Here is a 22,331-nt window from a genome sequence, read left to right as displayed (position 1 = left end):
GGGGGACGTTTCATATGAGAATGGTTGATATTATTGAGAAAAAACGAAATGGTGGGGAATTAGCTAATGAAGAAATTCGCTTTTTCGTTGAAGGTTATACAAACGGCTCTATACCAGATTATCAAGCAAGTAGTTTATTAATGGCTATTTACTTTCAAGATATGAATGACCGTGAACGTGCAGATTTAACAATGGCAATGGTTGAGTCAGGAGATCAAATCGACCTTTCTAAAATCGAAGGGATTAAAGTAGATAAGCACTCGACAGGTGGCGTTGGTGATACAACGACGTTGGTATTAGGTCCCCTAGTAGCAGCTGTCGGTGTTCCCGTTGCGAAAATGAGCGGACGCGGCTTAGGTCATACTGGAGGTACAATCGATAAATTAGAAGCAATTGACGGCTTCCACGTCGAATTAACAACAGAGCAATTTATAAAACAAGTAAACGATATTAAATTAGCAGTCGTAGGTCAAAGTGGTAACTTAACACCAGCAGACAAAAAATTATATGCACTACGAGATGTGACAGCTACTGTTAGTAGTATCCCGCTAATCGCAAGCTCCATAATGAGTAAAAAAATTGCATCTGGAGCAGATGCTATTGTGCTAGATGTGAAAACGGGCGAAGGCGCCTTCATGAAAACAGTGGAAGATGCCAAAAAACTAGCTCATGCAATGGTTCAAATTGGTAATAATGTTGGTCGTAACACAATGGCGATTATTTCTGATATGAGCCAGCCGCTAGGCTTTGCTATTGGGAACGCACTTGAAGTAAAAGAAGCAATCGACACTTTGCGTGGCGAGGGTCCTGAAGATTTAACCGAGCTTTGCTTAACACTTGGAAGTCAAATGGTCGTTCTAGGTGGTCAAGCTAAAACAATCGAAGAAGCGCGTGAGCAATTAGTAGAAGTCATACAAAATGGCAGTGCTTTAGAAATCTTTAAGAAATTTATTGAAGGTCAAGGTGGTAACCCTGCTGTAGTGGATGACACTTCACTATTGCCTCAAGCTCAGTATACTTTTGAAGTACCTGCAAAAGAAGATGGCTTTGTATCCTTTATTGAAGCAGATGATATCGGTACAGCGGCAATGCTTTTAGGGGCAGGTCGAGCTACAAAAGAATCTGTCATCGACTTAGCGGTAGGATTAATGCTACGTAAAAAAGTCGGGGACAAAGTAAAACAAGGTGATTCACTAGTGACAATTTATGCAAATCAAGAAGATATCACAGAAGTGATGAACAAAATTTATACACATATCGAAATCGCAAAAGAAGCACCACAAGTACCAAAATTAATTGAAGCTATTATTACTGAATAATCCTAACTATGGCTGTTACTCAAATTCATGAGTAACAGCTTTTTTTATGATGAGAAATTATCAAATCTTGCATTGTGGATTACATTAAAATAAGATAACCTCTACATCCAGTTCCGAGCACCACATCCTCGAGATCGCTTCGAACCCTCATGAGAAGTCAAAGAGCTACTTCACGTCGGATTCGCAAGCGTTGTTGGGTGTAAACGGACGCTCTACGCTTTTGCTAATGAAAAGTTATCTATTTTGAACTTACTACCAAGAATTTCAATGAAAGAAATCCTCTATCCTATTCAAATGCTTTGTAAATTTTTTGAGAAGGCGTTTTTTATTTGATTAAAAATTCCTCGAATCTCCAATACTTATGGTTAAAGATGACATACATTCACTGTCGATTTAGTTCTAAATTTAGAAGGTTTCTTCTTAAATTGTCATGCGAAAGGAAAACGCAAAGCCGCTGTGGAATATGCTTGTGAAAAGGAGGTATGACTATGCAACAGCAAATTCAATTGACAGTGGATGGCATTGCCATTATTCGTTTACAAGGTGATTTAGATCATCACGCTGCAAACCGTATTCGAGAAGATATTTCACAGGCAATTTACCAAGGGAGCATTCATGCAATTATTTGGAACTTGGGTGACTTGCAGTTTATGGATAGCGCGGGTATCGGTTTGATTTTAGGAAGAATGCGCGATTTGGCGCCGATTAACGGGCAAACTGTCATCTTAAATCCATCTGCAACAATGCAGAAGATTTTTCAGTTTTCAGGGTTGTCCAAATATATTTGGCAAGATACAGAAGATCAAGTGATTAGAACATTAGGGGGGATTTTGAATGGATAACGAGATGACTTTATCGTTTTTAGCAGTCAGTGAAAATGAAGCGCTCGCGCGTATGGCGATGACGAGCTTTATGACCGTGCTAGATCCAACGATTGAGGAATTGTCCGAGGTGAAGACTGTCATTTCAGAAGCAGTTACAAATGCTATTATTCACGGCTATGAGGAAGATCAAGCGGGTATTGTAACTGTGTATGCGACGCGTATCGATCGCGAGGTGACTGTGACGATATCTGATAAAGGATGCGGAATTGCAGACGTACAGCAGGCCATGGAGCCTTTATATACGACAAAGCAGCAAATGGATCGCTCTGGTATGGGCTTTACGATTATGGAAAGCTTTACGGATCAATTATCGGTTAAATCTGAGCGCGGGAAAGGGACAACGGTCACCTTCAAGAAGCAATTTCAACCAGTAAGTTCACCGTTTGCTACTAGGTGAGAAAATGACATCTAAACAACAGGCCACTTCCGTATTGCTGACACAGGAGAAGATGAGAGAGCTCATATTACAGTCACAAGCTGGCGATGCTGCGGCTAGAAAGGAAATGGTAGAGGGCAATACTCGCCTCGTCTGGTCAATCGTACAGCGTTTTGCATCTCGAGGAGCAGATTTAGAGGATCTTTTTCAAATTGGCTGTATTGGTTTAATGAAGTCAATTGATAAATTTGATCTGTCATATCAAGTGAAATTTTCAACATATGCAGTTCCTATGATTATCGGTGAGATTCAACGCTTTTTACGGGACGATGGTATGGTCAAGGTGAGCCGTTCAATAAGGGAGCTTAACTATAAAATTCGCCATGCAACAGATGATTTTCTTAAGATCAATGAAAGGCCCCCAACAATGCAGGAGTTAGCCAATTTGTTAGAAGTTACAACAGATGACATTGCAATGGCTTCTGATGCTCTGAGAGACCCGGCATCATTGCATGAACAGTTATTCGAAAGTGATGGGGATCCGATTACGTTAATGGATCAAATGCGAGATGCTACCTCTGAGCGGCCTTTTGAACATATACCACTCCGAGATATATTAACGAGGCTTGGTAAAAGGGAGCAAACCGTCATCTATTTACGTTATTACTTAGATTGCACGCAAAGTGAGATTGCTGAGAGACTGGGTATTTCTCAAGTGCAGGTATCGCGTCTAGAAAAGCGGATTTTAGCACAACTAAAAATTTGGCTAGCACCAGGACAATTGAAAGGACTAGAAAAGGCGGCAAAAAAATGACTGAAGAACAACAACCAATCTTTGCAAGTATAGAAGCAGCAGAAAAGTTCATGATTTCACAATTTGGTGAAAGCGAGAGTTTTGATGTAGGTATGAAGCATATGCATGTTCATAAAATGCCGGTTTTTAGCCTGTATATTAATGGACTTATAGATAGTGCCAATTTCACAGAGATCCTAGTGAATGTACAACCTACACAAGAAACTGATGGCTATACACCAGATACAGAACCGGCCTATTTCCAGTTTTGCTTCCCCTATTTCGCATTTGAGCCAATGGCAAGTCAAGAACAGTTATTAACCGCAATATTAGGTGGCCAGGTGGCGTTTATTACTCCATCTGGCTATGCTTTTATAGCGGACTTACGGGCTTATCCTGGAAGGCAACCAGAGGAGCCTGATAATGAGAAAGTTATCAGGGGATCACGGGATGGTTTTACAGAAAATATTATACAAAACTCGGGACTTATTAGAAGACGTTTACGCGATGTGTCACTGCGATTTGAATTGCATCAAATTTCTGAGAAAGGTAAGACAGATACGGCTATTGTCTTTATGAAAGGTATTGCAAGTGAGGAGCATCTCAATTATATTCGCCATCGGATAAAGAAGATTAAGCATGATGGATTAACAATGGCAGATAAATCACTTGAAGAATGGCTGTTTAAACAGCGTTTTCATCCTTTGCCATTCGTACGTTACACAGAACGTCCTGACATTACTGCGGCCCATTTATTGGAAGGGCATATCGCTATTATTGTTGATACCTCGCCATCTGTTATTTTAGTACCGGTTACCTTTTTCCACCATTTACAACATGCAGAGGAATATCGTCAAGCGCCGTTTATTGGGACAGCAGTTCGATTTTTACGTTTTGCTGGTACTTTTTTCAGCCTCATTTTATTACCTCTTTGGTATTTACTAATCAAACATCCGGATTTAATTCCAACGTTTTTAGATTTCGTCGGTGTGGATAAGAAATCCGCCATACCGTTACTACTCCAGATTTTAATAGCTGATGCCGGGATAGAATATTTGCGGCTTGCCGCCATTCATACGCCAACACCTCTATCAACAGCGATGGGGTTAATCGCAGCTGTTATTATTGGACAAATTGCGATTGATGTTGGTTTATTTTCACCGGAAGTCGTATTATATACGGCCATTACAGCTATATTTACTTTTGCAATTCCTTCATATGAACTGAGTATTTCTATTAAAGTATTCCGGATTATTTTAGTACTCGCCACCGCATGTCTCGGTGTCAATGGTTTCTTCCTCGGGATTTTAGGAATTTTCCTATATATTTGTGCCCTACGTCCAATGAAAGTACCGTATATGTGGCCTGTCGTTCCGTTCTTCCCACAAGCATTTTTACGTATATTTATACGCTTCCCAATGACAACTGATGCCTTAAGACCGTATATTGTTGGTGCAAAACAGCGAAAACGTTCATAATATGCCATTGCATACTTTTCTCTTTCTATGATAAAGTTCAATTAGTTGTAGAAAAATTCCGTGAATTCTAATAGGTAAATCGGATAAAGGGAGAGATTTGAATGCATTTATATGGAACACAAAATATCAATGATAATGGTCATTTATCAATAGGGCAAGTAGACGCAATTGATCTAGCAAAAACATACGGAACACCTTTATTCGTATACGATACAGCACTATTCCGCGAGCGAGCGCAAGGTTTTATTAACACGTTTAAAAATGCCGGAGTGAAAGCACAAGTTGCTTATGCCAGTAAAGCATTTTCAAGTGTTGCAATTTATCAGTTAGCGGCTGAAGAAGGACTATCAGTTGATGTCGTTTCAGGTGGTGAACTTTATACTGCTTTAAAAGCCGGTTTCCCAAGTGAACGCATCCATTTCCATGGTAATAATAAAAGCTTAGATGAATTAAATTTTGCTTTCGATTCGAAAATTGGTTGTATTGTAATTGATAATTTTTATGAAATTGACGCTTTAAAAAAATTATCTGAAGCACGTCAGCAAAGAATGCATGTCCTTATTCGAGTAACACCGGGAGTAGAGGCGCATACACATGACTTTATCACAACAGGGCAGGCGGACTCTAAATTTGGTTTTGACTTAAATAATGGACAGGCAGACCGTGCATTTAAACAATTGCAGAATCATCCATATTTAGAATTACAAGGAATGCATTGTCATATTGGATCACAAATCTTCGATACAGCGGCTTTCAGCTTAGCAGCCAAAAAATTAAGCGATAAAATGGGCGAATGGCACAAAGAATCCGGTTTCATTAGTCAAGTGTTAAATCTTGGTGGAGGCTTTGGAATTCGTTATACAGAAGAGGACACACCGCTACAACCAGCCGTTTATGTAGATGATATGATTAAAGCAGTGCAACAAGAAATAGCTGCTTTTTCACTGCCAATGCCTGAGATTTGGATTGAACCAGGCCGCTCATTAGTTGGGGATGCTGGTACAACACTTTATACAGTCGGCTCTCAAAAGGTAGTTCCAAATACGAGAAATTATCTTGCAGTTGACGGTGGGATGTCCGATAATATTCGCCCAGCGCTATATGAAGCAAAATACGAAGCTGTTATTGCCAATAAAATAAATGACAAATTGGTTAACACTTATACGATTGCTGGTAAGTTATGCGAGTCTGGTGATAAACTGATTGAGGATATTGCGTTGCCAGAAGCAGAAACAGGGGACGTTTTAGCTGTGTTCTGTACAGGTGCATATGGTTATTCAATGGCTAGTAACTATAATCGTATTCCTAGACCAGCAGTCGTTTTTGCAGAGAATGGCATGCATCAATTAGTTGTGAAGCGTGAAAGTTATGAAGATCTTGTGAAGCTAGACCTTCCTCTAACGATTAGGAAGGAGGTAAATCGTTAAGTGAAGAAAAGTAATATAATATTACTTATTTTATTCCTAGTAATGACAACTGCGTGGGGCATTATTTATTGGCTGTATTTTGCACCACCTGGATTGGTAAAATAATGGTAAAACATTTGCGCATTTTTTGCTTTTCGTGTAGGATGTTTTAAGATACTTAAAGGCAAAAAAGAGGGATCATATAAATGTTAATTCGTTATAAGAAAGCGTGCGAAAAAATTGCGATGGGGCTCTTGTCATTTATGCCGGATCAAAAAGATCTGAAAATATTACAAGAAACGATTCGACAATATGACACGGATCCGAACTGGCAACTGTTTTTATGGAAACAAGAGGATGACTTTGTTGGTTTAGTTGGCATTGAAATAGCTAATAATGAGTGGATTGTTAGACATATATCGGTTGACCCTTCACATAGAGGTGAAGGACTCGGTAAAGAGATGGTTATACAGCTTTCTAAGATGGATATGTGTTGTGTGATTGCGGCTTGCGAGCAAACTGCACCGTTCATACAGAAATGTAAAACGATGCTAGAAGAAGCAGACAAAGAAATTTAATGTCTGCTTCTTCTTTTTTCGTCTCTCGCGAGAAGAATATCCGAGCGGTCACGGAGCATATGCTTATGTTGTAGGAAATGGGCATCTGTTTTGGGCAGTAGCGTAATGGCAGTGTGTACTTGTGTTTTCAAGGCTGTTGCTGTAATGGGTAGGATAAATTTTTCGAATGGCTCTTTTTTTTCTACTGCTTTTTGCGCTTGCTGCATAAAGTGTAAAACCGCATTGCCGTCCATTTCTTCCATAAAAGATGAATTGACGGACTGCTCTAAAGTAATATATGCTTTTTTTAAAATGGTTTCGGCACCGGTGTAATTTTCTCTGCGCCAATGATAGAGGCCAGTTGCTAACTGAATCCATCCTGTTAAAGGATGCGATTTATCTCCCGGAGCAAGCTCCTTCCAATACTCCTCTAGCACCTCGTGGCATTCAAAGTAATCTTGATTGCCATTGAAATATGTTAGAAACTGGACAAATAATGGGTGGTACATCGGATGCATTTCGAACACCTTTCCTCTATACTAAATTTTGAACACAAATTGTCAGGTGGTTGACTATGTCATATGAAGTAAAACTCGAGGCCTTTGAAGGACCTCTCGATTTATTATTGCATTTAATTCATCGCTTGGAAATCGATATATACGATATTCCGATGGCCGAACTTACAGCTCAGTATATGGAGCACATTCGTGCAATGCAAGTACTTGAATTGAATGAAGCAAGTGAATATTTAGTTATGGCTGCATCTTTACTTGCGATTAAAAGTAAAATGTTATTACCTATCCATGAAGGAGAATTAGATGAAACGGAATTTGATATGGATGAGCCCGATCCTCGTGAAGAGCTTGTTGCCCGCCTAATTGAATATAGAAAATTTAAAGATGCTGCAGTGAATTTAAAAGATTTAGAATCGTCTCGTTCACAATATTTTACAAGACCGCCAGCAGATCTCTCGGCATTTGGGCCAACAGAGCAATTAGCGTTATTTGAAACGGCAGTAAATGTTTTTGATATGGTCGGTGCATTCCAAAAGATGCTAAGACGAAAACATTTAAAGGCACCATTAACGACGAAAATTACAAGGCATGATATTTCGATAAAAGACCAGATGATGGCTGTAATAGACGTGCTGAAATTTGCAGGAGGGCGCTCGAGCTTTTTTGATTTATTCCCGTATGAAGATAAATCAACTTTGGTCATAACATTTTTATCATTATTAGAATTGATGAAGCGCCAAGTAATAGTAGTAGAACAGACTAATAACTTTGAAGATTTAACGGTCATTTTACGGAAGGAAGATTTGAACGATGAACAACTTGAGTCGCTTGATGAGCAAAATTGAAAGCTTACTTTTCGTCATAGGTGAAGACGGTTTAACTGTCAAACAACTAAGCTTCTTAACAGAAGAGCAAGAAGTTGACATAGCGCAAGCTTTAGCACAATTAGCTCATCACTACAATACAGAGGAAGGGCGTGGGATTACACTAAAAGAATTAGCGGGTACCTATCAGCTTATTTCAAAACCAGCTCTTGCAGATACGATCCAGCGGCTGGTAGAAAACCCGCCGAGTCAATCATTATCGCAAGCCTCTTTAGAAGTGCTTGCTATTGTTGCATATAAACAACCAATTACCCGTGTAGAAATTGAAGATTTGCGAGGAGTTAAAAGTGAACGACCGCTACATACATTAAGTTCAAAGGGTTTAGTACAAGAAGTAGGTCGAGCAGAAGGAACGGGCCGTGCAATTTTATACGGCACAACGAAAGAATTTTTAAACTACTTCGGTTTGAAAGATTTAAACGAATTGCCAGATTTACCAATGGGTGAAACAGAAACAACGGATGACAGTCCAGACTTATTTATGTCTAAATTCCAAGAGGCTTTCCAAGAATCAGATTCAAATTAGAAGAAAGGTGTGGGCGATTGCTTCGCCGATATATAATCGGATTTTTAATGGTAGTGCTACTACTGATTAACACGTCTCCAAGTTCTGCTGCGTCGCATTCATATGCAGTCATTGATGCAGAGACCGGTAGATTATTATTAGGTGCTAATGAGCATACACCGTTGCCAATTGCCAGTCTGACGAAAATGTGGACTGCGCTTGTCGCATTAGAAAATATGGATTTACAGGCGCCTGTCACAGTATCGAAGCAAGCAGCAATGAGTGAAGGTTCCTCCATTTACTTAACGGCTGGAGAAGAAACAACGTTAGAGACATTACTATATGGACTTTTGTTACGCTCAGGTAATGATGCTGCTGCTGCCATTGCAGAAGCTTGCGGTGGTTCATTAGAAGGGTTTTCTAAAATGATGAATGATACAGCAGCTTTGTATGGCTTGGAGCATACACATTTTGAAAATCCATCTGGTTTGCATAATGAGCAACATTTAGCTTCTGCATACGATACTGCGCAAATGTTACGTATTGCGATGCAAAATAAAAAATTCAAGAAGATAGCCTCCACAAAAAATTACTCAAGCAATACGGTGAATGGTACAGTATGGGAAAATAAACATAAGCTTGTTCGTAATAATAAGTTTGCAATAGCGGGTAAAACTGGCTACACGAAAGTGGCTGGACGAACGCTTGCTACTTATTTTGAAAAGGATGGCAAAAAAGTCATTGTTGTGACGATAAATGAATCCAACGACTGGTTAGTGCATAGTAGCCATGCAGAGTATGTTTTTAAGAACTATCGTAATGAGGTAGTTGCAAAATCCGGTACGTATTCAGTGCAATCAGATATTCGGGTGAATTTAGCAGATTCTCAAACATTACTACTGACTAAGCAGGAAGAAAAAAGCGTGCAACATATATTACAGTTGCCACGAGCCAAATCACAAGACGCGATTGGTAGATGGTCATTTTATATAGGCGACAATCTAGTAAAAGATACACTCGTTGAGGTAGATTGGAGATAAATAGTTGAGTAGAGTAAAGACTGCTTATTATGAAGCAGTCTTTTTCATTTTTAAAGAAAAAAGTGATTTAGAAAACAAAAAGTATTGATTCAAAGACGTTAGTCAAGCGCTTAGTTGAGGCACTAATACTTTTCTTATAGTAGAAAGTGTGCAATAATTTTGGACAGGCTAATAGTATTTAACTTATGAGGTGACCGAATGGAAAGACTACAAAAAGTAATTGCGTATGCAGGAATTGCATCACGTAGAAAAGCAGAAGAAATGATTAAGCAAGGCTTAGTTAAAGTCAATGGACAGGTTGTTAGAGAACTTGGTACAAAAGTTTCTCCTTCAGATACAGTAGAAGTAGAAGGTGTTAAATTAGAAAAAGAACGTAAAGTGTATCACCTTCTTTATAAACCAAGAGGCATCATCTCGGCTGTAACAGACGATAAAGGTCGTAAAACAGTAGCAGATTTATTTCCTGAAGTAGAGCAACGTATTTTCCCTGTTGGTCGTTTGGATTATGAAACTTCAGGTTTGATTTTACTAACGAATGATGGTGAATTTTCTTACCAACTAACACACCCAAAATTCAAAATTGATAAAACATATGTAGCTCGTGTTAAAGGCATTCCAACTAGAGAAGCATTGAGACAATTAGAACGTGGCGTTATGTTAGAGGATGGTAAGACAGCACCAGCACGTGTGAGATTAATGTCTTCAGATAGTAAATTAGGCAAGTCGATTGTGGCGATTACGATTCACGAAGGACGTAACCGACAAGTTCGCCGAATGTTTGAAACAGTGGGTTACCCAGTACAAAAATTAAAACGTGAACAATTTGCCTTTTTAACATTGCATGGTTTGAATGCAGGTGAGTCACGTGAATTGTCTCATCATGAAGTGAAACAATTAAGAGTGTTAGCTGAAACCGGTATAATCGGCTAATTATTTAAGAATACTGATATACGTATACATTCCGTAATTTGTACATGACGTTTAGAATGCATTTTCTAAACGTCATGTCCTATTTTACATAGCATAAACGACACGAAATGACCTTAAAAAGGAAAAGTGAAAACACTATGCTTGGGATGGAAACGTTCACAAACACTTCAAATATATAAAATTTCGTCATTCAAAACTTTGCTATAATTAGGTGGATTGTTTCGGACGTTTTTAGGAGGTTTACTTCGAATATGGACAAAAAGAAAAAAAGATTTTATGTAAGAACAGTTATTTTAGCAATACTTGTAGCAGCAATTGCCTTTACAGTTTATACAACTGCTACGAAAGATACAGTTCCTCTGTTAAAGGTTGGCGCAGAAGCACCCGATTTTTCATTAGTTGATTTAGACGGTGAAACACATCGTTTATCAGATTACAAAGGCAAAGGCGTCTTGTTAAATTTCTGGGGCACTTGGTGTAAGCCTTGTAAAAAAGAAATGCCTGCAATAAACAGCCAATACAACGCATTTAAAGATCAAGGCATTGCAGTATTATCAATTAACCAAGCACAGACGGTTTTCGAAGTTGAGAATTTCACGGATTCTTTCAATCTAGATTTCCCAGTTGTTATCGATAAAACGAAAAGTGTCACACGAACTTATAATGTAAATAAATTACCAGCGTCTGTTTTCATTGACCCTGAAGGTAAAGTCGTTAGGGTTTACGAAGGTGAAATGACAGAAAAAATGTTAGCTGAATTCTTTTCAAGTATTAAGCCAAAGTAAGGAGTTCTAAAAGATGAAAAAAATACTTTGTGTATGCGGCCATGAGAACCCAGAAGGTACAACTTTATGTGAGAAATGTGGTAGTCCTCTTTCGGAGGAGGAAAAAGGTAGAAAGCTAGCGGATATGCGTTATGAAGGAACAGCCATTCGTTCAAAAACGTATAACAAAACGATAATTGATAAAATTTGGAACTTCTTTTCAAGCGTAAAAGTCGGGGTTTCAATTATCATAATTACGCTAGTGGCAGCAGCTATAGGTACATTTTTGCCGCAAGTAATATACGTATCGGTTCCAGAGAATGCTGATGTAAAAGAAACTTATGCAGATGCTTACGGTATATTCGGTACGATTTACTATAATCTAGGTTTAACAGATATTTATGGTTCTTGGTGGTTCCAAGTATTGATCGGCATGCTTGCTATTTCCATTATTGTTGCCAGTCTTGACCGTGGTATTCCACTTTATAAATCTTTGAAAAATCAACGCGTGAAACGTCATGAAAACTTCTTGAAGCGTCAACGTATTTATGGTGCTGGTGAAATGACAGCAGCAGAAGTTGACAACGCGTTTGATTTAACAGAAGAGAAAATGAAAGAAATGAAATACAATATTCGTCGTGAAGAGGGCGCATTATTAGCTGAAAAAGGCCGCTTTGCTCGTTGGGGTCCATATATTAATCATGTTGGTTTAATCATTTTCCTATTCGGTGTTATGCTACGCTTAATGCCGGGATTCTATATCGATAAAACATTATGGATTCGCGAAGGCGAAACGATGGCTATTCCAGGAATGGAAGGCTATTATTTAGAAAGTGAAAAATTCGTCTTTGAAACATATTCAGAAGATGAACAAAAAGAAGAATTTAACCAATCTAAAAAAGCCGTTAACGCTGTAGCCAAAAACTATCAATCAGATGTTAAATTGTTCAAAGCGCCAGACGATGCAGTTCCTGGTGATACATCTAATTTAACTGAAGTAAAAGAAAAGGCTATTAAAGTAAACGACCCATTAAAACATGATGGTTACGCGCTTTATCAAATGGATTTCCGTCTGAATGAATTAAAAACGATGCATTTCAATTTAACGGATAAAAAGACAGAGAAATCACTTGGTGCTGTTGCAATTGATTTAACAAACCCTGAAAAAGAATATAAAGTCGGCAAAGATAGTAAAGTTGTCTTGAAAAAATACTATCCTGATTTCGCAGGCTTTGAAGATGGCGAGCCACAAACAGCTTCACCACTACCAAATAACCCTGCGTTTATCTTTGAAATGTATACACCGGAAACACCAAAAGGCGAAACGAGCTTTGTAGCTATTAAACAACCGATAGAACCATTTGGTGAAAATAAATATGCAATGAAATTTAGTTCAGTTGATACACGTAACGTTTCAGGTTTAACCGTTCGTAAAGATAAAACACTTATGATTTTAATGCTAGGTGGTATAATCTTTATGCTAGGTGTAACCATCGGTTCTTATTGGAGCCATCGTCGCCTATGGCTATTAAAAACAAAAGATGGTCGTTTATTAATGGCATCGCATACAAATAAAAACTGGTTCAGTATGAAAAAAGACTTAGATGCAGTTACTGAGTATGCACATCTCCCGGCTTATGTTGACCAGTATGATGAGGATCAGAAAGCTGAAGAGGAAGAGAAGAAATTGAAAGACAAAGAAAAGGAAGGTGACAACACCTTATGAGTTTAATTGACTTAAGCGGTAATCTACTATTCGTAGCGTTTGTCGCATATTTAGTCGCTACATTACTTTTCGGTGGTGCAGTCAAAGGCGGTTCGAAAGGCGAATCTGAGAATGCAGGGAAAAAATGGGGTTCATTGGCGATTGTTATTACGATCATTGGATTCGTAGCAAATCTTGGCTATTTCATTACTCGTTGGATTTACGCAGGACATGCACCAGTTAGTAATATGTTCGAATTCACAACAGCATTCGGTATGTTTGTTGTTGGAGCATTTATCTTAATTTACTTTATTTATAGAGTGCCTTCACTTGGATTATTTGCATTACCAATCGCAATTATCATCATTGCGTATGCGAGCATGTTCCCACGTGAGGTAAACCCATTAATCCCGGCGTTAAAAAGTTACTGGTTATACGTCCACGTAATTACTGCTGCTATTGGTGAATCTATTTTAGCAATCAGTGCTGTCGCCGGTTTAATTTACTTACTGAAAAATATCGACTTAACAAAACGGTCAAAACAAAGTTTCTGGATTGAAATTGTTATGTATGCTTTAGTACTTGTACTAGGATTCGTAGCAGTTACGACAACATTTAACGTAACAGGCTATGAAGCTAAATTTAGTTACGTAAATAAAGACGGTGCAACTCAAGAAATTACTTATAATACACCGGCATTATTCGGTATGCATCAATCTGAATTATTAACCGCAGATAAAATGGAACCACTTGCTAATACGCCATCTATCGTCAATGCAAAAAAATTAACAACGGTAGTTTGGTCAATCTTAATCGGCACACTTTTATATGGTTTAATCCGCTTAATCATTCGTAAGCCAATTGCAGTTGTGATGCAACCGTTCGCTAAACGTGCTAACTCACAATTGATGGATGAAATTGGTTACCGTTCCGTGTTAATCGGTTTCCCGGTATTTACACTTGGTGCTCTAATCTTCGCGATGATTTGGGCACAAGAAGCATGGTCTCGTTTTTGGGGCTGGGATCCTAAAGAGGTTTGGGCACTTATCACATGGTTATACTACGCAGCATTCTTACATTTACGTCTATCAAAAGGATGGCAAGGTAAGAAATCTGCTTGGTTAGCAGTAATTGGTTTTGTTATTATTATGTTCAACCTAGTTGCTGTAAACTTAATCATTGCAGGTCTTCACTCATACGCTGGCTAATAGTCAGCTTAGGATTGTAGCAAAGATAAAGCCTTTTCCTTTATAGGGAAAGGCTTTTCTTTTCATTTCGCTAGGCTAATTGTACAATAGACATATAGATGGTTTTGGGAGGAATAGCTGTGAATGAACAAATTTCAATTTTAGTAGTAGATGATGAGGATCGTATCCGTCGTTTATTAAGAATGTATCTAGAACGTGAAGGGTATGAAGTAGAAGAAGCTGAAAATGGAGAAGAAGCTGTCGAAAAGGCGTTAGCAAATGACTATCACTGTATTTTACTTGATATTATGATGCCAGAAAAAGATGGGCTTGAAGCTTGCGGAGAAATCCGTGATAAAAAAACAACACCAATTATGTTATTAACTGCAAAAGGTGAAGAAGCCAACCGTGTACAAGGCTTCGAACTTGGCGCAGATGACTATATTGTAAAACCATTTAGTCCACGTGAAGTTGTTCTACGTGTCAAAGCCATATTACGTCGCTCAGCAGCATTCTCACCAATTTCAACAACTTCTGCATCAAAGGACTTAGTCGTGTTCCCGCATTTAACAATTGATCATGACGCACACCGTGTTTCTGCAGATGGTGTTGAAGTGAATTTAACACCGAAAGAATATGAACTTTTATACTTCTTAGCTAAATCACCGGATAAAGTATTTGACCGTGAACAATTGCTAAAAGAAGTGTGGCATTATGATTTCTTCGGTGATTTACGTACAGTTGATACACATGTGAAAAGATTACGTGAAAAATTGAATCGAGTTTCTGAAAACGCAGCTAAAATGATTGTAACGGTTTGGGGCGTTGGATATAAATTTGAGGTAATCAATGAATAGAATGTGGAACAGTGTTGTCGGGAAGCTATGGGTAACCATATTGCTTCTCGTTTCATTTGTCTTGTTTGTTTTCACTGTTCTTATGCTCGAATTTTTATCGAATTACCATTCTCAACAAGCAGAAACCTCATTACGCCAAGAAGCTTCAACAATCGCGCGTATTGTAAATGATCATGATACGGCTGATTCAACGAAAGCCATTATTTCAGATATTTTAAGCGAAGAGACGAATGCTTTAATAGCTGAGCAGCCAGGGAAAGTTTCTTATTCTTTGCAAGAAGGACTAAACCAAGAGGAAATTAAACAAAAAATCCTTAATGAAAAAGCATTTGATAGTGTTTTTACATCGAATGAACCAATCGTTAAAGAAATGATGCTACCATCAACTACGCAAATAGACCATATGGAATCATATATCGTATTTGCTTTCCCATTAAATGTTGAAAATCAAATACATGGGGCTGTATTTATTTATCAAAGCCCAGATGCCATACATAGAACGACAAAGGAAACGACTAAAATTGTCTTTCTATCAGCGGCAATTGCCTTAATGTTAACAACGTTCTTCGCATTTTTCTTATCAACACGAATTACTTCACCACTGCGTAAAATGAGAGAAGCTGCGTTTGAATTAGCAAAAGGCAAGTTCGAAACGAAAGTACCAGTTTTACAAAACGACGAAATTGGTCAATTGGCGACAGCTTTCAACCAAATGGGCCGTCAATTAAAACACCATTTAGAAGTCATCAATCAAGAAAAAGAGCAGCTCTCAAGTATTTTGACATCGATGACAGATGCGGTTATTACGTTTAACCGCGATCGCACGATTTTAGTGAGCAATCCACCAGCTGAGTTATTATTACAAAAATGGTTCATTAATAAAAGTGCTAATAGCGACAAACCGATTCCGGCCGAGATTTATCATATGCTTGATCATGTTTTAGATTTAGAAGAAGAGCTTGAAGTAGAACTTGAAATCGAACGTTCCTACTATGCGATTTCAATTAGTCCATTGTATAGTGGAAACTCTGTACGCGGTGCAGTTGCTGTATTACGTGATAAAACGGAAGAGCACCGTCTAGATAAGCTGCGTTCAGATTTTATAGCCAATGTCTCACATGAATTACGTACGCCAATAGCGATGCTACAAGGCTATAGTGAAGCGATTATGGATAATGTGGTATCGAGTGAAGAGGAACGTCAAGAAATGATTAAAATTATCTATGACGAGTCGCAACGAATGGGTCGTCTCGTAACAGATCTTCTCGATTTAGCTCGCATGGAATCAGGCCATATGCGACTGTATAAAGAATTGGTGCCAATAACAACTGTGTTTGAACGAATTACACAAAAGTTTGTTCAAGTCGCTAAGGAAAAACAAGTTCACTTGACATTTGATACAACATTTGAAGATACACTGCAACTAGAAATGGATGAAGACCGTATCGAGCAAGTTTTAACAAATTTAATCGATAATGCCATTCGCCATACTCGAGTAGAAGGTAGTGTACATGTAACCGTTGATCGCCAGTTATCATTTGCATGTATTCAAGTAAAAGACAACGGTGCAGGTATTCCAACAGACGATTTGCCATATGTATTTGAGCGCTTCTATAAAGCAGATAAAGCAAGAACGCGTGGTAAAGGTGGTACAGGTCTAGGTCTTGCTATTGCAAAAAATATCGTCGAAGCACATAAAGGTAGAATCATGGTTGAAAGCGAAGTAGACAAAGGCACGACTTTCACATTCTACTTGCCAATTGAAAAAATATAATAGGTAAATATAGACAAAAAACGAATTGTGAGCTAGAAGGCTTTACAATTCGTTTTTTTTTGCATATAGTTATAGTGTATTATAATTAAATTATGGTTCATCTTCGGGGCAGGGTGAAATTCCCGATCGGCGGTAATAGAGAACAATGTAATACTCTTGAGCCCGCGAGCCGCAAGGCAGGATTTGGTTCAATTCCAAAGCCGACAGTATAGTCTGGATGGGAGAAGGTGAAGGTACGGTCGTCTTTCAATTTGAGTATCAATAAGACGCTTATTTGACTATGCCTAAATTCTCCCTTAAGTATGTATTTCTACTTAAGGGTATTTTTTTGCATAGCTGCGACCACCTTTCCTCTTTTTGAAGTGGATCGACAAAAGGAGAGAAAAGTATTATGAAGAACACAAAATTGCAAAAAATGATTGCAATTGGGATGTTAAGCAGCATTTCTTTCGTATTAATGCTATTTAACTTCCCGCTACCGCCGTTTCCGGCATTTTTGGAAGTAGATTTCAGTGATGTACCTGCTTTAATTGCAGCAATCACAATGGGACCTGTCGCAGGTATTTTAGTCGAATTATTTAAGAATATTTTAGACTGGCTCTTCTCAGGAAGCCCAACAGGTATGCCAGTAGGTCATATCGCAAACTTTACAACAGGTGTCTTATTCATCATGCCAGTGTACTTCGTTTATCGCAGACTTTCAAATGAAAAAGGCTTGAAAATGGGTCTAGTCCTGGGAACACTAACAATGGCAGTAGGTATGAGTTTACTAAACTATGTTTTATTCTTGCCAATGTACACGTATTTCTTAAATGTACCTGCTACAACGGGAACAGCATTAACGAAAATGATTGTACTCGGTATTTTACCATTTAATATTTTAAAAGGGATTATCGTAATGATCATCTTCTTGCTATTGTTTTCTAATCTGAAAAAATGGATTGAAAAGCAACATACGCAATTCTTAAATTAAACTTTCAGCTGGTGTCTTATTAAAGACATCAGCTTTTTATTATTGAATAAAAAGGCAGAAGGTTGTATAATACTGTTAATAAATAGGGTTTTCGGTACATTAAGTAGGGTAATTTCTCGAAAAATGCGAAATTAGATATGAACAACTCCAAAGTGTTATTCATTAAATAATCTATAATGCTATATACTTCGCAAGAAGAGAGGATGCATTTTAATGGCTGAAAGGAAATTATTAAGTGCTTTTATGACATCAATTATAGCGTTTTTTGCATTACCTTTATTATTCATGCAACCAGGGGAAGATTTCCTTCAAAGTGCATTTTCATTAACAGTTTATGTAGTACCACTTATTTTTACATATGGCTTTTTAACTTCATATATCGCGGACAAAATAGCGGAGAGTAAAATGAATGTTAGAGGTTATTCGTTTTTATTGCATCTAGCTTTTGGAACTTGTATTGTGTTTCCGATAACGTTTATTTGTTTAACACGAGGCGATGAATGGGTATCTCATGCAATGACCAGTGCTATTGCAGGTTTTATTGTTGGTAGTGTTTATTTTTTCGTCGATTTAGCACTGCTTAAAATCGCTCTTCGTATGTCACAATATTCTTGTGAAGAACAGAATATTTGAAATTCCTATTAATTAGCAATGAGGTCCATAACCTCATTGCTTTTTTTGTGTGCCGGGCATGTCCGTCAACTAGGTGATGAAAGTTCACTGTGGGCGTTGGGATATGCGAACCACTAGCCAAGAGCAAGGGTGTCCATGGCGACGCGGAATCTGAAGGAAGCTGGCGGCAAAACCTTGGTCCGAGGTACACGACTCACATTCGAGGTTGTTCTGTTTGGACGAGATTGCAAAACAAAAGGTAAAGGTATTACGCGGAGAAAAACTTGTCCGTACAAAGGGAACAATCGATGAATGGAGCAAACAAGACGATTATGCGACTGAATTTGCCTCTTCTATAGGGAATAGTGATGTATACTCTGTGAGGGGCTATGATGAATCGTTTCGCATCATGACATACAGCGAAGAAGGAGGTTCTTTGGCTTAATCCAGTGGCATCAGAGCACGGTTATCGACAATAAGTAGGAGGGACGCTTGGTTGTTTGGACTACTTGTGAAAGTTAGTAAAAGTACAATTGAAAGCTTATCAGAAAAATATCAAGTACTTGTTGCAAAACATTTAGCATTACAGGAAGTAGCCTATTAAAATATTTGTGATACTAAAAACAGTAAGATAAATGGCATATATTTCACTTCATTTGTGTAGAATAATAGAAATGGAGGGAGGGGGAATATATATGATATTTGCGAAAATCTCAATGAATAGTGGGAAAGAAATCGAAGCATTCCTTGAAGGGACATTAGAAGAAGTAGAGAATGATTTCGTTGATACGATTGCAGCAAAACGTACGTTACATTTTGACCATAAGATGGGTAATGGACGTATTAAAAAAATCACAATCAACACACGTTATATTTCTAGCTTTGAATTAATAGAAAGATAATCCTTCTAACTTAGTAATACTACTAAGAGCACTCAATCGGGTGCTTTTTTTCTATGCAAAAATTAAGAAATAGGTTAAACCTGTTATTTAAACAGCTGTGAAACGTGTGATGAGAAGTATTAAAACTATGTCAATAGTTGGTGATGGTAGAAGGAGAGAGGGATGTATGTAATATAAAACAGTCATTAACAACTATTACAATCCACTACTTAATTTTTTGTTTAACTACATGGTAAATGGGGACATACTTGCTTAAGATAAAAGTCCATTCGAAGGCTAAATTCGATAGGATAATTTTGATTTAAAATAATTAGTAGTTTTAAAATGATAACTTTAAAGTGAAAGCACTTTCGATAGCACTTTCAATAAGTAAAAATAATTTATCAGTAAAAGAGGCAAGAAAACTGTGGGAAAACAAGTTATTAGTGTTCGACAATTCACAATAATTGTAATGCTTTTTTCTATAGGAACAGCTATATTAATCATACCTGCAAGTATTTCACAGGAAATAAAACAAGATGCTTGGATAGCCGCTTTATTAGGTGTGATACTTAGCTTATTAATCGTGAAATTGTTTATAGGAGTAGGGAATATTAATTCTAAAATGACCTTTGTGGAAATCAATGAAGGCGTTTTGGGGAAATATGTAGGTAAAATCACTTCTATTGCCTTTATTCTTTTTTCTTTTATTGGGGCAAGTGAACTACTTTATTATCTAGAAAATTTTATGAATTCTATTATGCCTGAAACACCCGCTGCTGCTTTTGGCATTTTGTTTATGCTCGTCATTATTTATAGTATGTATTTAGGTATAGAGACATTTGCTCGTGCAACTGAATTGTTAGTGCCTTTATTTGTTCTTATATTTGTTTTCTTTGTAATTTGCATATCTCCTCAAATCGATATACAAAATATACAACCTATATTTGAAACCAGAACAAAACCATTGATATTTAGCATATTACTTTTTCTAAGTGTATTTTCTTTCCCACAAGTCGTTCTGTTAATGATTTTCCCGAGTGCCATAAATGTGCATAAATCAGCGTCAAAAGGATTTTATATAGGTACAATTGCTGGAGGAGTTGTATTATTTATAATGATTGTTTTAGCGATAGCAGTCTTAGGAGCAACGAACGTTTCTCAAAACGCTTATCCCAGCTATACACTAGCTATGCGCATTTCTATAGGAAACATTCTTGAGCGTATTGAAATAATAATGGCTTTTATGTGGATTATTACAATTTTTATAAAGACATTCATGTATTTTTATGCATCTATTTTGGGGTTATCTCAAGTACTTAAAATGAAAGATTATCGTTCTCTTATCTTCCCAATGGGGATGATTTTATTTACCCTATCACAAATAGGACATCCTAACATAGTCGATTCACATATATTCGATAAGGAAGCTTGGTTACCATTTTCATTAATCTTTGCAATTATACTTCCATTGTTATTATTAGTAATTGCAAAGCTTCGAGGAATTAAAAGTTAGTAAATGTAGATCTCTAACTTACTAGGGATTCACTCATGAATGATTTAAAATTGAAAGCAGAATATAAGTTGAATCTGAGACCATTGACTATCAGAAAATCAGTAGAGAGTTTTGTATTCGATTAGAATTAATCGATACGTGTTGTGAGTGGGCATTGTTTATATCTCTAATATTTGTTTATTCTTAATATCAAGCTCTCCTTGTGTTAATATCCCAGGCTCCAATAATTCTTTGGGTTTTAGAATGTCATCTGCTTGACTAATGGTAGATGTATTATCTGTGTATCGTAAGGCATAGTCATTTGATACAAAAGGTTAATCCAGTGTTAAATTATGCAGTTAAAAGAGCATGACTGTGAAGAAATATTTCAAGAAAAAGTAAGATGTCGTCATAAAGAGAATCGACTACAGTTTCAATAGTGGAATGTCAACACTAAACTGGACAGCTATTATAAGGACTGCTGCTTGAATTCCACCGGTGTTAAATAGCCCAGTGTTCCGTGAATTCGAATATTGTTGAACCAATGAACGTAATCATCTAGTTCAAGAGCGAGCTGTTCAAGTGAGGAGAAGTGCGCTCCGTTAGCGAATTCTGTTTTAAATACCTTAAACATTGCTTTAGCTACGGCGTTATCATAGGGGCATCCCTTGCATGCTTAGTGATCGTTGGATCCCGAACGTTTCAAGTGCTTCTGAAATGCGCTTATTATCAAACGCTTTTCCTCGGTCTGTATGAAACATTTTAATGTTGTTCAAGTTTCCTTTAATACTTGCTAAAGCTTGATACACTAGCTCTGCTGTCTTATCTGCACCTGCACTGTAGCCAATAATTTCACGATTATAAAGATCGACAAATAAACACATATAGTGCCATCTTTTCGATATACGAACGTAAGTTCAATCACTCACGATAACCGCGAATACTTCTTCTTGTTGTTTAAACTGACGTTGTAATTCATTCTTTACTGATGCTTCATTACACGTTTGTTTATGCGGTTTGTATTGCGCCACGGTGTAATTCGATATCAAACCTAATTGGTTCATAATCCGTCCAATTCGACGACGAGACACAATTTTTTTCGTTTCTAATTTCCCTAGTTCTTTCTTTACCGAGAATGACAGTTATTTTCTAACAGAACAACAAGTATGTTGAATTTCCAAGTACATAATCTAAATGAGACTATTAAGCATTTTGAACATATTGGTGTACCTTTTGTAAAGAAAAAAGAGATTAGTGAATTTGGAAAGTTTATTTGGATTAAAGATTCTGAAGGTCGACTGGTCGAGCTTTGGGAGAAATAGCGGGTTGTAATCATTTGCTATAAAGCTAACGGGTGTTTCGTATTATAAGGTTAACCAGTTTTTACTGGTTGACC

General features: G+C 37.5%; 22 protein-coding genes, 2 pseudogenes and 1 riboswitch. Of the genes and pseudogenes, 22 read left to right on the top strand and 2 right to left on the bottom strand.

From position 1 onward, the window contains the following. Positions 1–14 precede the first annotated feature (14 nt). The 7 genes from JFL43_RS05305 (at position 15) to JFL43_RS05275 (ending at position 6,834) form a co-directional block, all read left to right on the top strand. Positions 15–1,319: a pyrimidine-nucleoside phosphorylase gene (locus tag JFL43_RS05305; RefSeq protein ID WP_200748242.1), complete on the top strand. Its 1,305-nt coding sequence runs from the start codon at positions 15–17 to the stop codon at positions 1,317–1,319. Positions 1,320–1,807: 488 nt separating this feature from the next. After that, positions 1,808–2,161, top strand: coding sequence for an STAS domain-containing protein (locus tag JFL43_RS05300; RefSeq protein WP_100796603.1), 354 nt, complete (start codon positions 1,808–1,810; stop codon positions 2,159–2,161). After that, positions 2,154–2,600 (top strand): anti-sigma F factor, encoded by a 447-nt coding sequence (gene spoIIAB, locus JFL43_RS05295; protein ID WP_100796604.1) that lies wholly within the window; start codon positions 2,154–2,156, stop codon positions 2,598–2,600. The genes JFL43_RS05300 and spoIIAB overlap by 8 nt, the downstream gene beginning before the upstream one ends. Before the next feature lie 4 nt (positions 2,601–2,604). Continuing rightward, entirely contained in the window at positions 2,605–3,393 is a 789-nt protein-coding gene (locus JFL43_RS05290; RefSeq protein ID WP_100796605.1) for a SigF/SigG family RNA polymerase sporulation sigma factor, read from the top strand. Continuing rightward, positions 3,390–4,850 carry a spore germination protein gene (locus JFL43_RS05285; protein ID WP_100796606.1) on the top strand — a complete coding sequence of 487 codons (1,461 nt, stop codon included), beginning with the start codon at positions 3,390–3,392 and terminating at the stop codon, positions 4,848–4,850. Before JFL43_RS05290 ends, JFL43_RS05285 begins: the two co-directional genes overlap by 4 nt. Positions 4,851–4,951: 101 nt before the next feature. Then, the gene (gene lysA, locus JFL43_RS05280) at positions 4,952–6,277 is read left to right on the top strand and encodes a diaminopimelate decarboxylase (protein WP_100796607.1); all 1,326 of its coding nucleotides are present in this window, start codon (positions 4,952–4,954) and stop codon (positions 6,275–6,277) included. Positions 6,278–6,462: 185 nt separating this feature from the next. Beyond that, complete coding sequence (locus JFL43_RS05275) at positions 6,463–6,834, top strand: GNAT family N-acetyltransferase (RefSeq protein ID WP_100796608.1); 372 nt, start codon at positions 6,463–6,465, stop codon at positions 6,832–6,834. Here the strand turns inward: JFL43_RS05275 and JFL43_RS05270 are convergent. Beyond that, a complete protein-coding gene (locus JFL43_RS05270; RefSeq protein ID WP_200748357.1) occupies positions 6,831–7,331 on the bottom strand; it encodes a DUF309 domain-containing protein in 501 nt (166 codons plus the stop codon). The two genes, JFL43_RS05275 and JFL43_RS05270, sit on opposite strands and share 4 nt — an antisense overlap. A gap of 56 nt (positions 7,332–7,387) precedes the next feature. Here JFL43_RS05270 and JFL43_RS05265 point away from each other — a divergent pair, with 56 nt between their 5' ends. The 14 genes from JFL43_RS05265 to JFL43_RS05200 all read left to right on the top strand — a co-directional run bounded on the left by JFL43_RS05265 (position 7,388) and on the right by JFL43_RS05200 (position 20,956). Then, the gene (locus JFL43_RS05265) at positions 7,388–8,173 is read left to right on the top strand and encodes a segregation/condensation protein A (protein ID WP_200748241.1); all 786 of its coding nucleotides are present in this window, start codon (positions 7,388–7,390) and stop codon (positions 8,171–8,173) included. Next, positions 8,139–8,738 carry an SMC-Scp complex subunit ScpB gene (gene scpB, locus JFL43_RS05260; protein ID WP_100796611.1) on the top strand — a complete coding sequence of 200 codons (600 nt, stop codon included), beginning with the start codon at positions 8,139–8,141 and terminating at the stop codon, positions 8,736–8,738. Before JFL43_RS05265 ends, scpB begins: the two co-directional genes overlap by 35 nt. A 17-nt stretch (positions 8,739–8,755) precedes the next feature. After that, positions 8,756–9,757 carry a D-alanyl-D-alanine carboxypeptidase family protein gene (locus tag JFL43_RS05255; protein WP_234447613.1) on the top strand — a complete coding sequence of 334 codons (1,002 nt, stop codon included), beginning with the start codon at positions 8,756–8,758 and terminating at the stop codon, positions 9,755–9,757. 198 nt (positions 9,758–9,955) lie between these two features. Beyond that, positions 9,956–10,687, top strand: a complete 732-nt coding sequence (locus JFL43_RS05250; RefSeq protein WP_100796613.1) for a pseudouridine synthase — start codon at positions 9,956–9,958, stop codon at positions 10,685–10,687. Between the two features lie 251 nt (positions 10,688–10,938). Then, a complete protein-coding gene (resA, locus tag JFL43_RS05245; RefSeq protein WP_200748240.1) occupies positions 10,939–11,472 on the top strand; it encodes a thiol-disulfide oxidoreductase ResA in 534 nt (177 codons plus the stop codon). A 13-nt stretch (positions 11,473–11,485) separates the two neighbouring features. Continuing rightward, positions 11,486–13,177, top strand: coding sequence for a cytochrome c biogenesis protein ResB (resB, locus tag JFL43_RS05240; protein ID WP_200748239.1), 1,692 nt, complete (start codon positions 11,486–11,488; stop codon positions 13,175–13,177). Beyond that, the gene (ccsB, locus tag JFL43_RS05235) at positions 13,174–14,364 is read left to right on the top strand and encodes a c-type cytochrome biogenesis protein CcsB (RefSeq protein WP_200748238.1); all 1,191 of its coding nucleotides are present in this window, start codon (positions 13,174–13,176) and stop codon (positions 14,362–14,364) included. Before resB ends, ccsB begins: the two co-directional genes overlap by 4 nt. 119 nt (positions 14,365–14,483) lie before the next feature. Then, a complete protein-coding gene (locus JFL43_RS05230) occupies positions 14,484–15,200 on the top strand; it encodes a response regulator transcription factor (RefSeq protein WP_325166636.1) in 717 nt (238 codons plus the stop codon). Beyond that, positions 15,193–16,974 carry an ATP-binding protein gene (locus JFL43_RS05225; RefSeq protein WP_200748236.1) on the top strand — a complete coding sequence of 594 codons (1,782 nt, stop codon included), beginning with the start codon at positions 15,193–15,195 and terminating at the stop codon, positions 16,972–16,974. The genes JFL43_RS05230 and JFL43_RS05225 overlap by 8 nt, the downstream gene beginning before the upstream one ends. A 95-nt stretch (positions 16,975–17,069) precedes the next feature. After that, positions 17,070–17,207, top strand: a riboswitch (FMN riboswitch). A 158-nt stretch (positions 17,208–17,365) separates the two neighbouring features. Continuing rightward, complete coding sequence (locus JFL43_RS05220) at positions 17,366–17,947, top strand: ECF transporter S component (RefSeq protein WP_200748235.1); 582 nt, start codon at positions 17,366–17,368, stop codon at positions 17,945–17,947. Positions 17,948–18,160: 213 nt separating this feature from the next. Then, entirely contained in the window at positions 18,161–18,580 is a 420-nt protein-coding gene (locus JFL43_RS05215; protein ID WP_200748234.1) for a hypothetical protein, read from the top strand. Positions 18,581–18,794: 214 nt separating this feature from the next. Beyond that, a complete protein-coding gene (locus JFL43_RS05210; protein ID WP_200748233.1) occupies positions 18,795–19,004 on the top strand; it encodes a hypothetical protein in 210 nt (69 codons plus the stop codon). A gap of 250 nt (positions 19,005–19,254) precedes the next feature. Beyond that, the gene (locus JFL43_RS05205) at positions 19,255–19,461 is read left to right on the top strand and encodes a hypothetical protein (protein ID WP_100796631.1); all 207 of its coding nucleotides are present in this window, start codon (positions 19,255–19,257) and stop codon (positions 19,459–19,461) included. Between the two features lie 406 nt (positions 19,462–19,867). After that, positions 19,868–20,956: a GerAB/ArcD/ProY family transporter gene (locus tag JFL43_RS05200; protein ID WP_200748232.1), complete on the top strand. Its 1,089-nt coding sequence runs from the start codon at positions 19,868–19,870 to the stop codon at positions 20,954–20,956. 448 nt (positions 20,957–21,404) lie between these two features. Here the strand turns inward: JFL43_RS05200 and JFL43_RS22365 are convergent. Continuing rightward, positions 21,405–22,047, bottom strand: a pseudogene (locus JFL43_RS22365) (IS3 family transposase); the annotation flags it as partial. A 7-nt stretch (positions 22,048–22,054) separates the two neighbouring features. On the opposite strand from JFL43_RS22365, the pseudogene JFL43_RS22360 reads away from it, so the two are divergent. Beyond that, positions 22,055–22,257 (top strand): annotated as a pseudogene (locus JFL43_RS22360) (VOC family protein); the annotation flags it as partial. Positions 22,258–22,331: the final 74 nt, after the last annotated feature.

The organism is Viridibacillus soli (assembly GCF_016612995.1).
In the GTDB taxonomy this organism is placed as follows: domain Bacteria; phylum Bacillota; class Bacilli; order Bacillales_A; family Planococcaceae; genus Viridibacillus; species Viridibacillus soli.
This window is presented reverse-complemented; position numbering and strand designations above follow the sequence as displayed.

Bases quoted from the DNA above. Each gene is read 5' to 3' on its own strand.
- ccsB (WP_200748238.1), top strand. From the start codon at position 13,174: ATGAGTTTAATTGACTTAAGCGGTAATCTACTATTCGTAGCGTTTGTC.
- JFL43_RS05305 (WP_200748242.1), top strand. From the start codon at position 15: ATGAGAATGGTTGATATTATTGAGAAAAAACGAAATGGTGGGGAATTA.
- JFL43_RS05220 (WP_200748235.1), top strand. From the start codon at position 17,366: ATGAAGAACACAAAATTGCAAAAAATGATTGCAATTGGGATGTTAAGC.
- lysA (WP_100796607.1), top strand. From the start codon at position 4,952: ATGCATTTATATGGAACACAAAATATCAATGATAATGGTCATTTATCA.
- JFL43_RS05300 (WP_100796603.1), top strand. From the start codon at position 1,808: ATGCAACAGCAAATTCAATTGACAGTGGATGGCATTGCCATTATTCGT.
- JFL43_RS05250 (WP_100796613.1), top strand. From the start codon at position 9,956: ATGGAAAGACTACAAAAAGTAATTGCGTATGCAGGAATTGCATCACGT.
- resB (WP_200748239.1), top strand. From the start codon at position 11,486: ATGAAAAAAATACTTTGTGTATGCGGCCATGAGAACCCAGAAGGTACA.
- JFL43_RS05225 (WP_200748236.1), top strand. From the start codon at position 15,193: ATGAATAGAATGTGGAACAGTGTTGTCGGGAAGCTATGGGTAACCATA.
- JFL43_RS05270 (WP_200748357.1), bottom strand. From the start codon at position 7,331: ATGCATCCGATGTACCACCCATTATTTGTCCAGTTTCTAACATATTTC.
- scpB (WP_100796611.1), top strand. From the start codon at position 8,139: ATGAACAACTTGAGTCGCTTGATGAGCAAAATTGAAAGCTTACTTTTC.
- resA (WP_200748240.1), top strand. From the start codon at position 10,939: ATGGACAAAAAGAAAAAAAGATTTTATGTAAGAACAGTTATTTTAGCA.
- JFL43_RS05265 (WP_200748241.1), top strand. From the start codon at position 7,388: ATGTCATATGAAGTAAAACTCGAGGCCTTTGAAGGACCTCTCGATTTA.
- spoIIAB (WP_100796604.1), top strand. From the start codon at position 2,154: ATGGATAACGAGATGACTTTATCGTTTTTAGCAGTCAGTGAAAATGAA.
- JFL43_RS05290 (WP_100796605.1), top strand. From the start codon at position 2,605: ATGACATCTAAACAACAGGCCACTTCCGTATTGCTGACACAGGAGAAG.
- JFL43_RS05275 (WP_100796608.1), top strand. From the start codon at position 6,463: ATGTTAATTCGTTATAAGAAAGCGTGCGAAAAAATTGCGATGGGGCTC.
- JFL43_RS05205 (WP_100796631.1), top strand. From the start codon at position 19,255: ATGATATTTGCGAAAATCTCAATGAATAGTGGGAAAGAAATCGAAGCA.
- JFL43_RS05215 (WP_200748234.1), top strand. From the start codon at position 18,161: ATGGCTGAAAGGAAATTATTAAGTGCTTTTATGACATCAATTATAGCG.
- JFL43_RS05285 (WP_100796606.1), top strand. From the start codon at position 3,390: ATGACTGAAGAACAACAACCAATCTTTGCAAGTATAGAAGCAGCAGAA.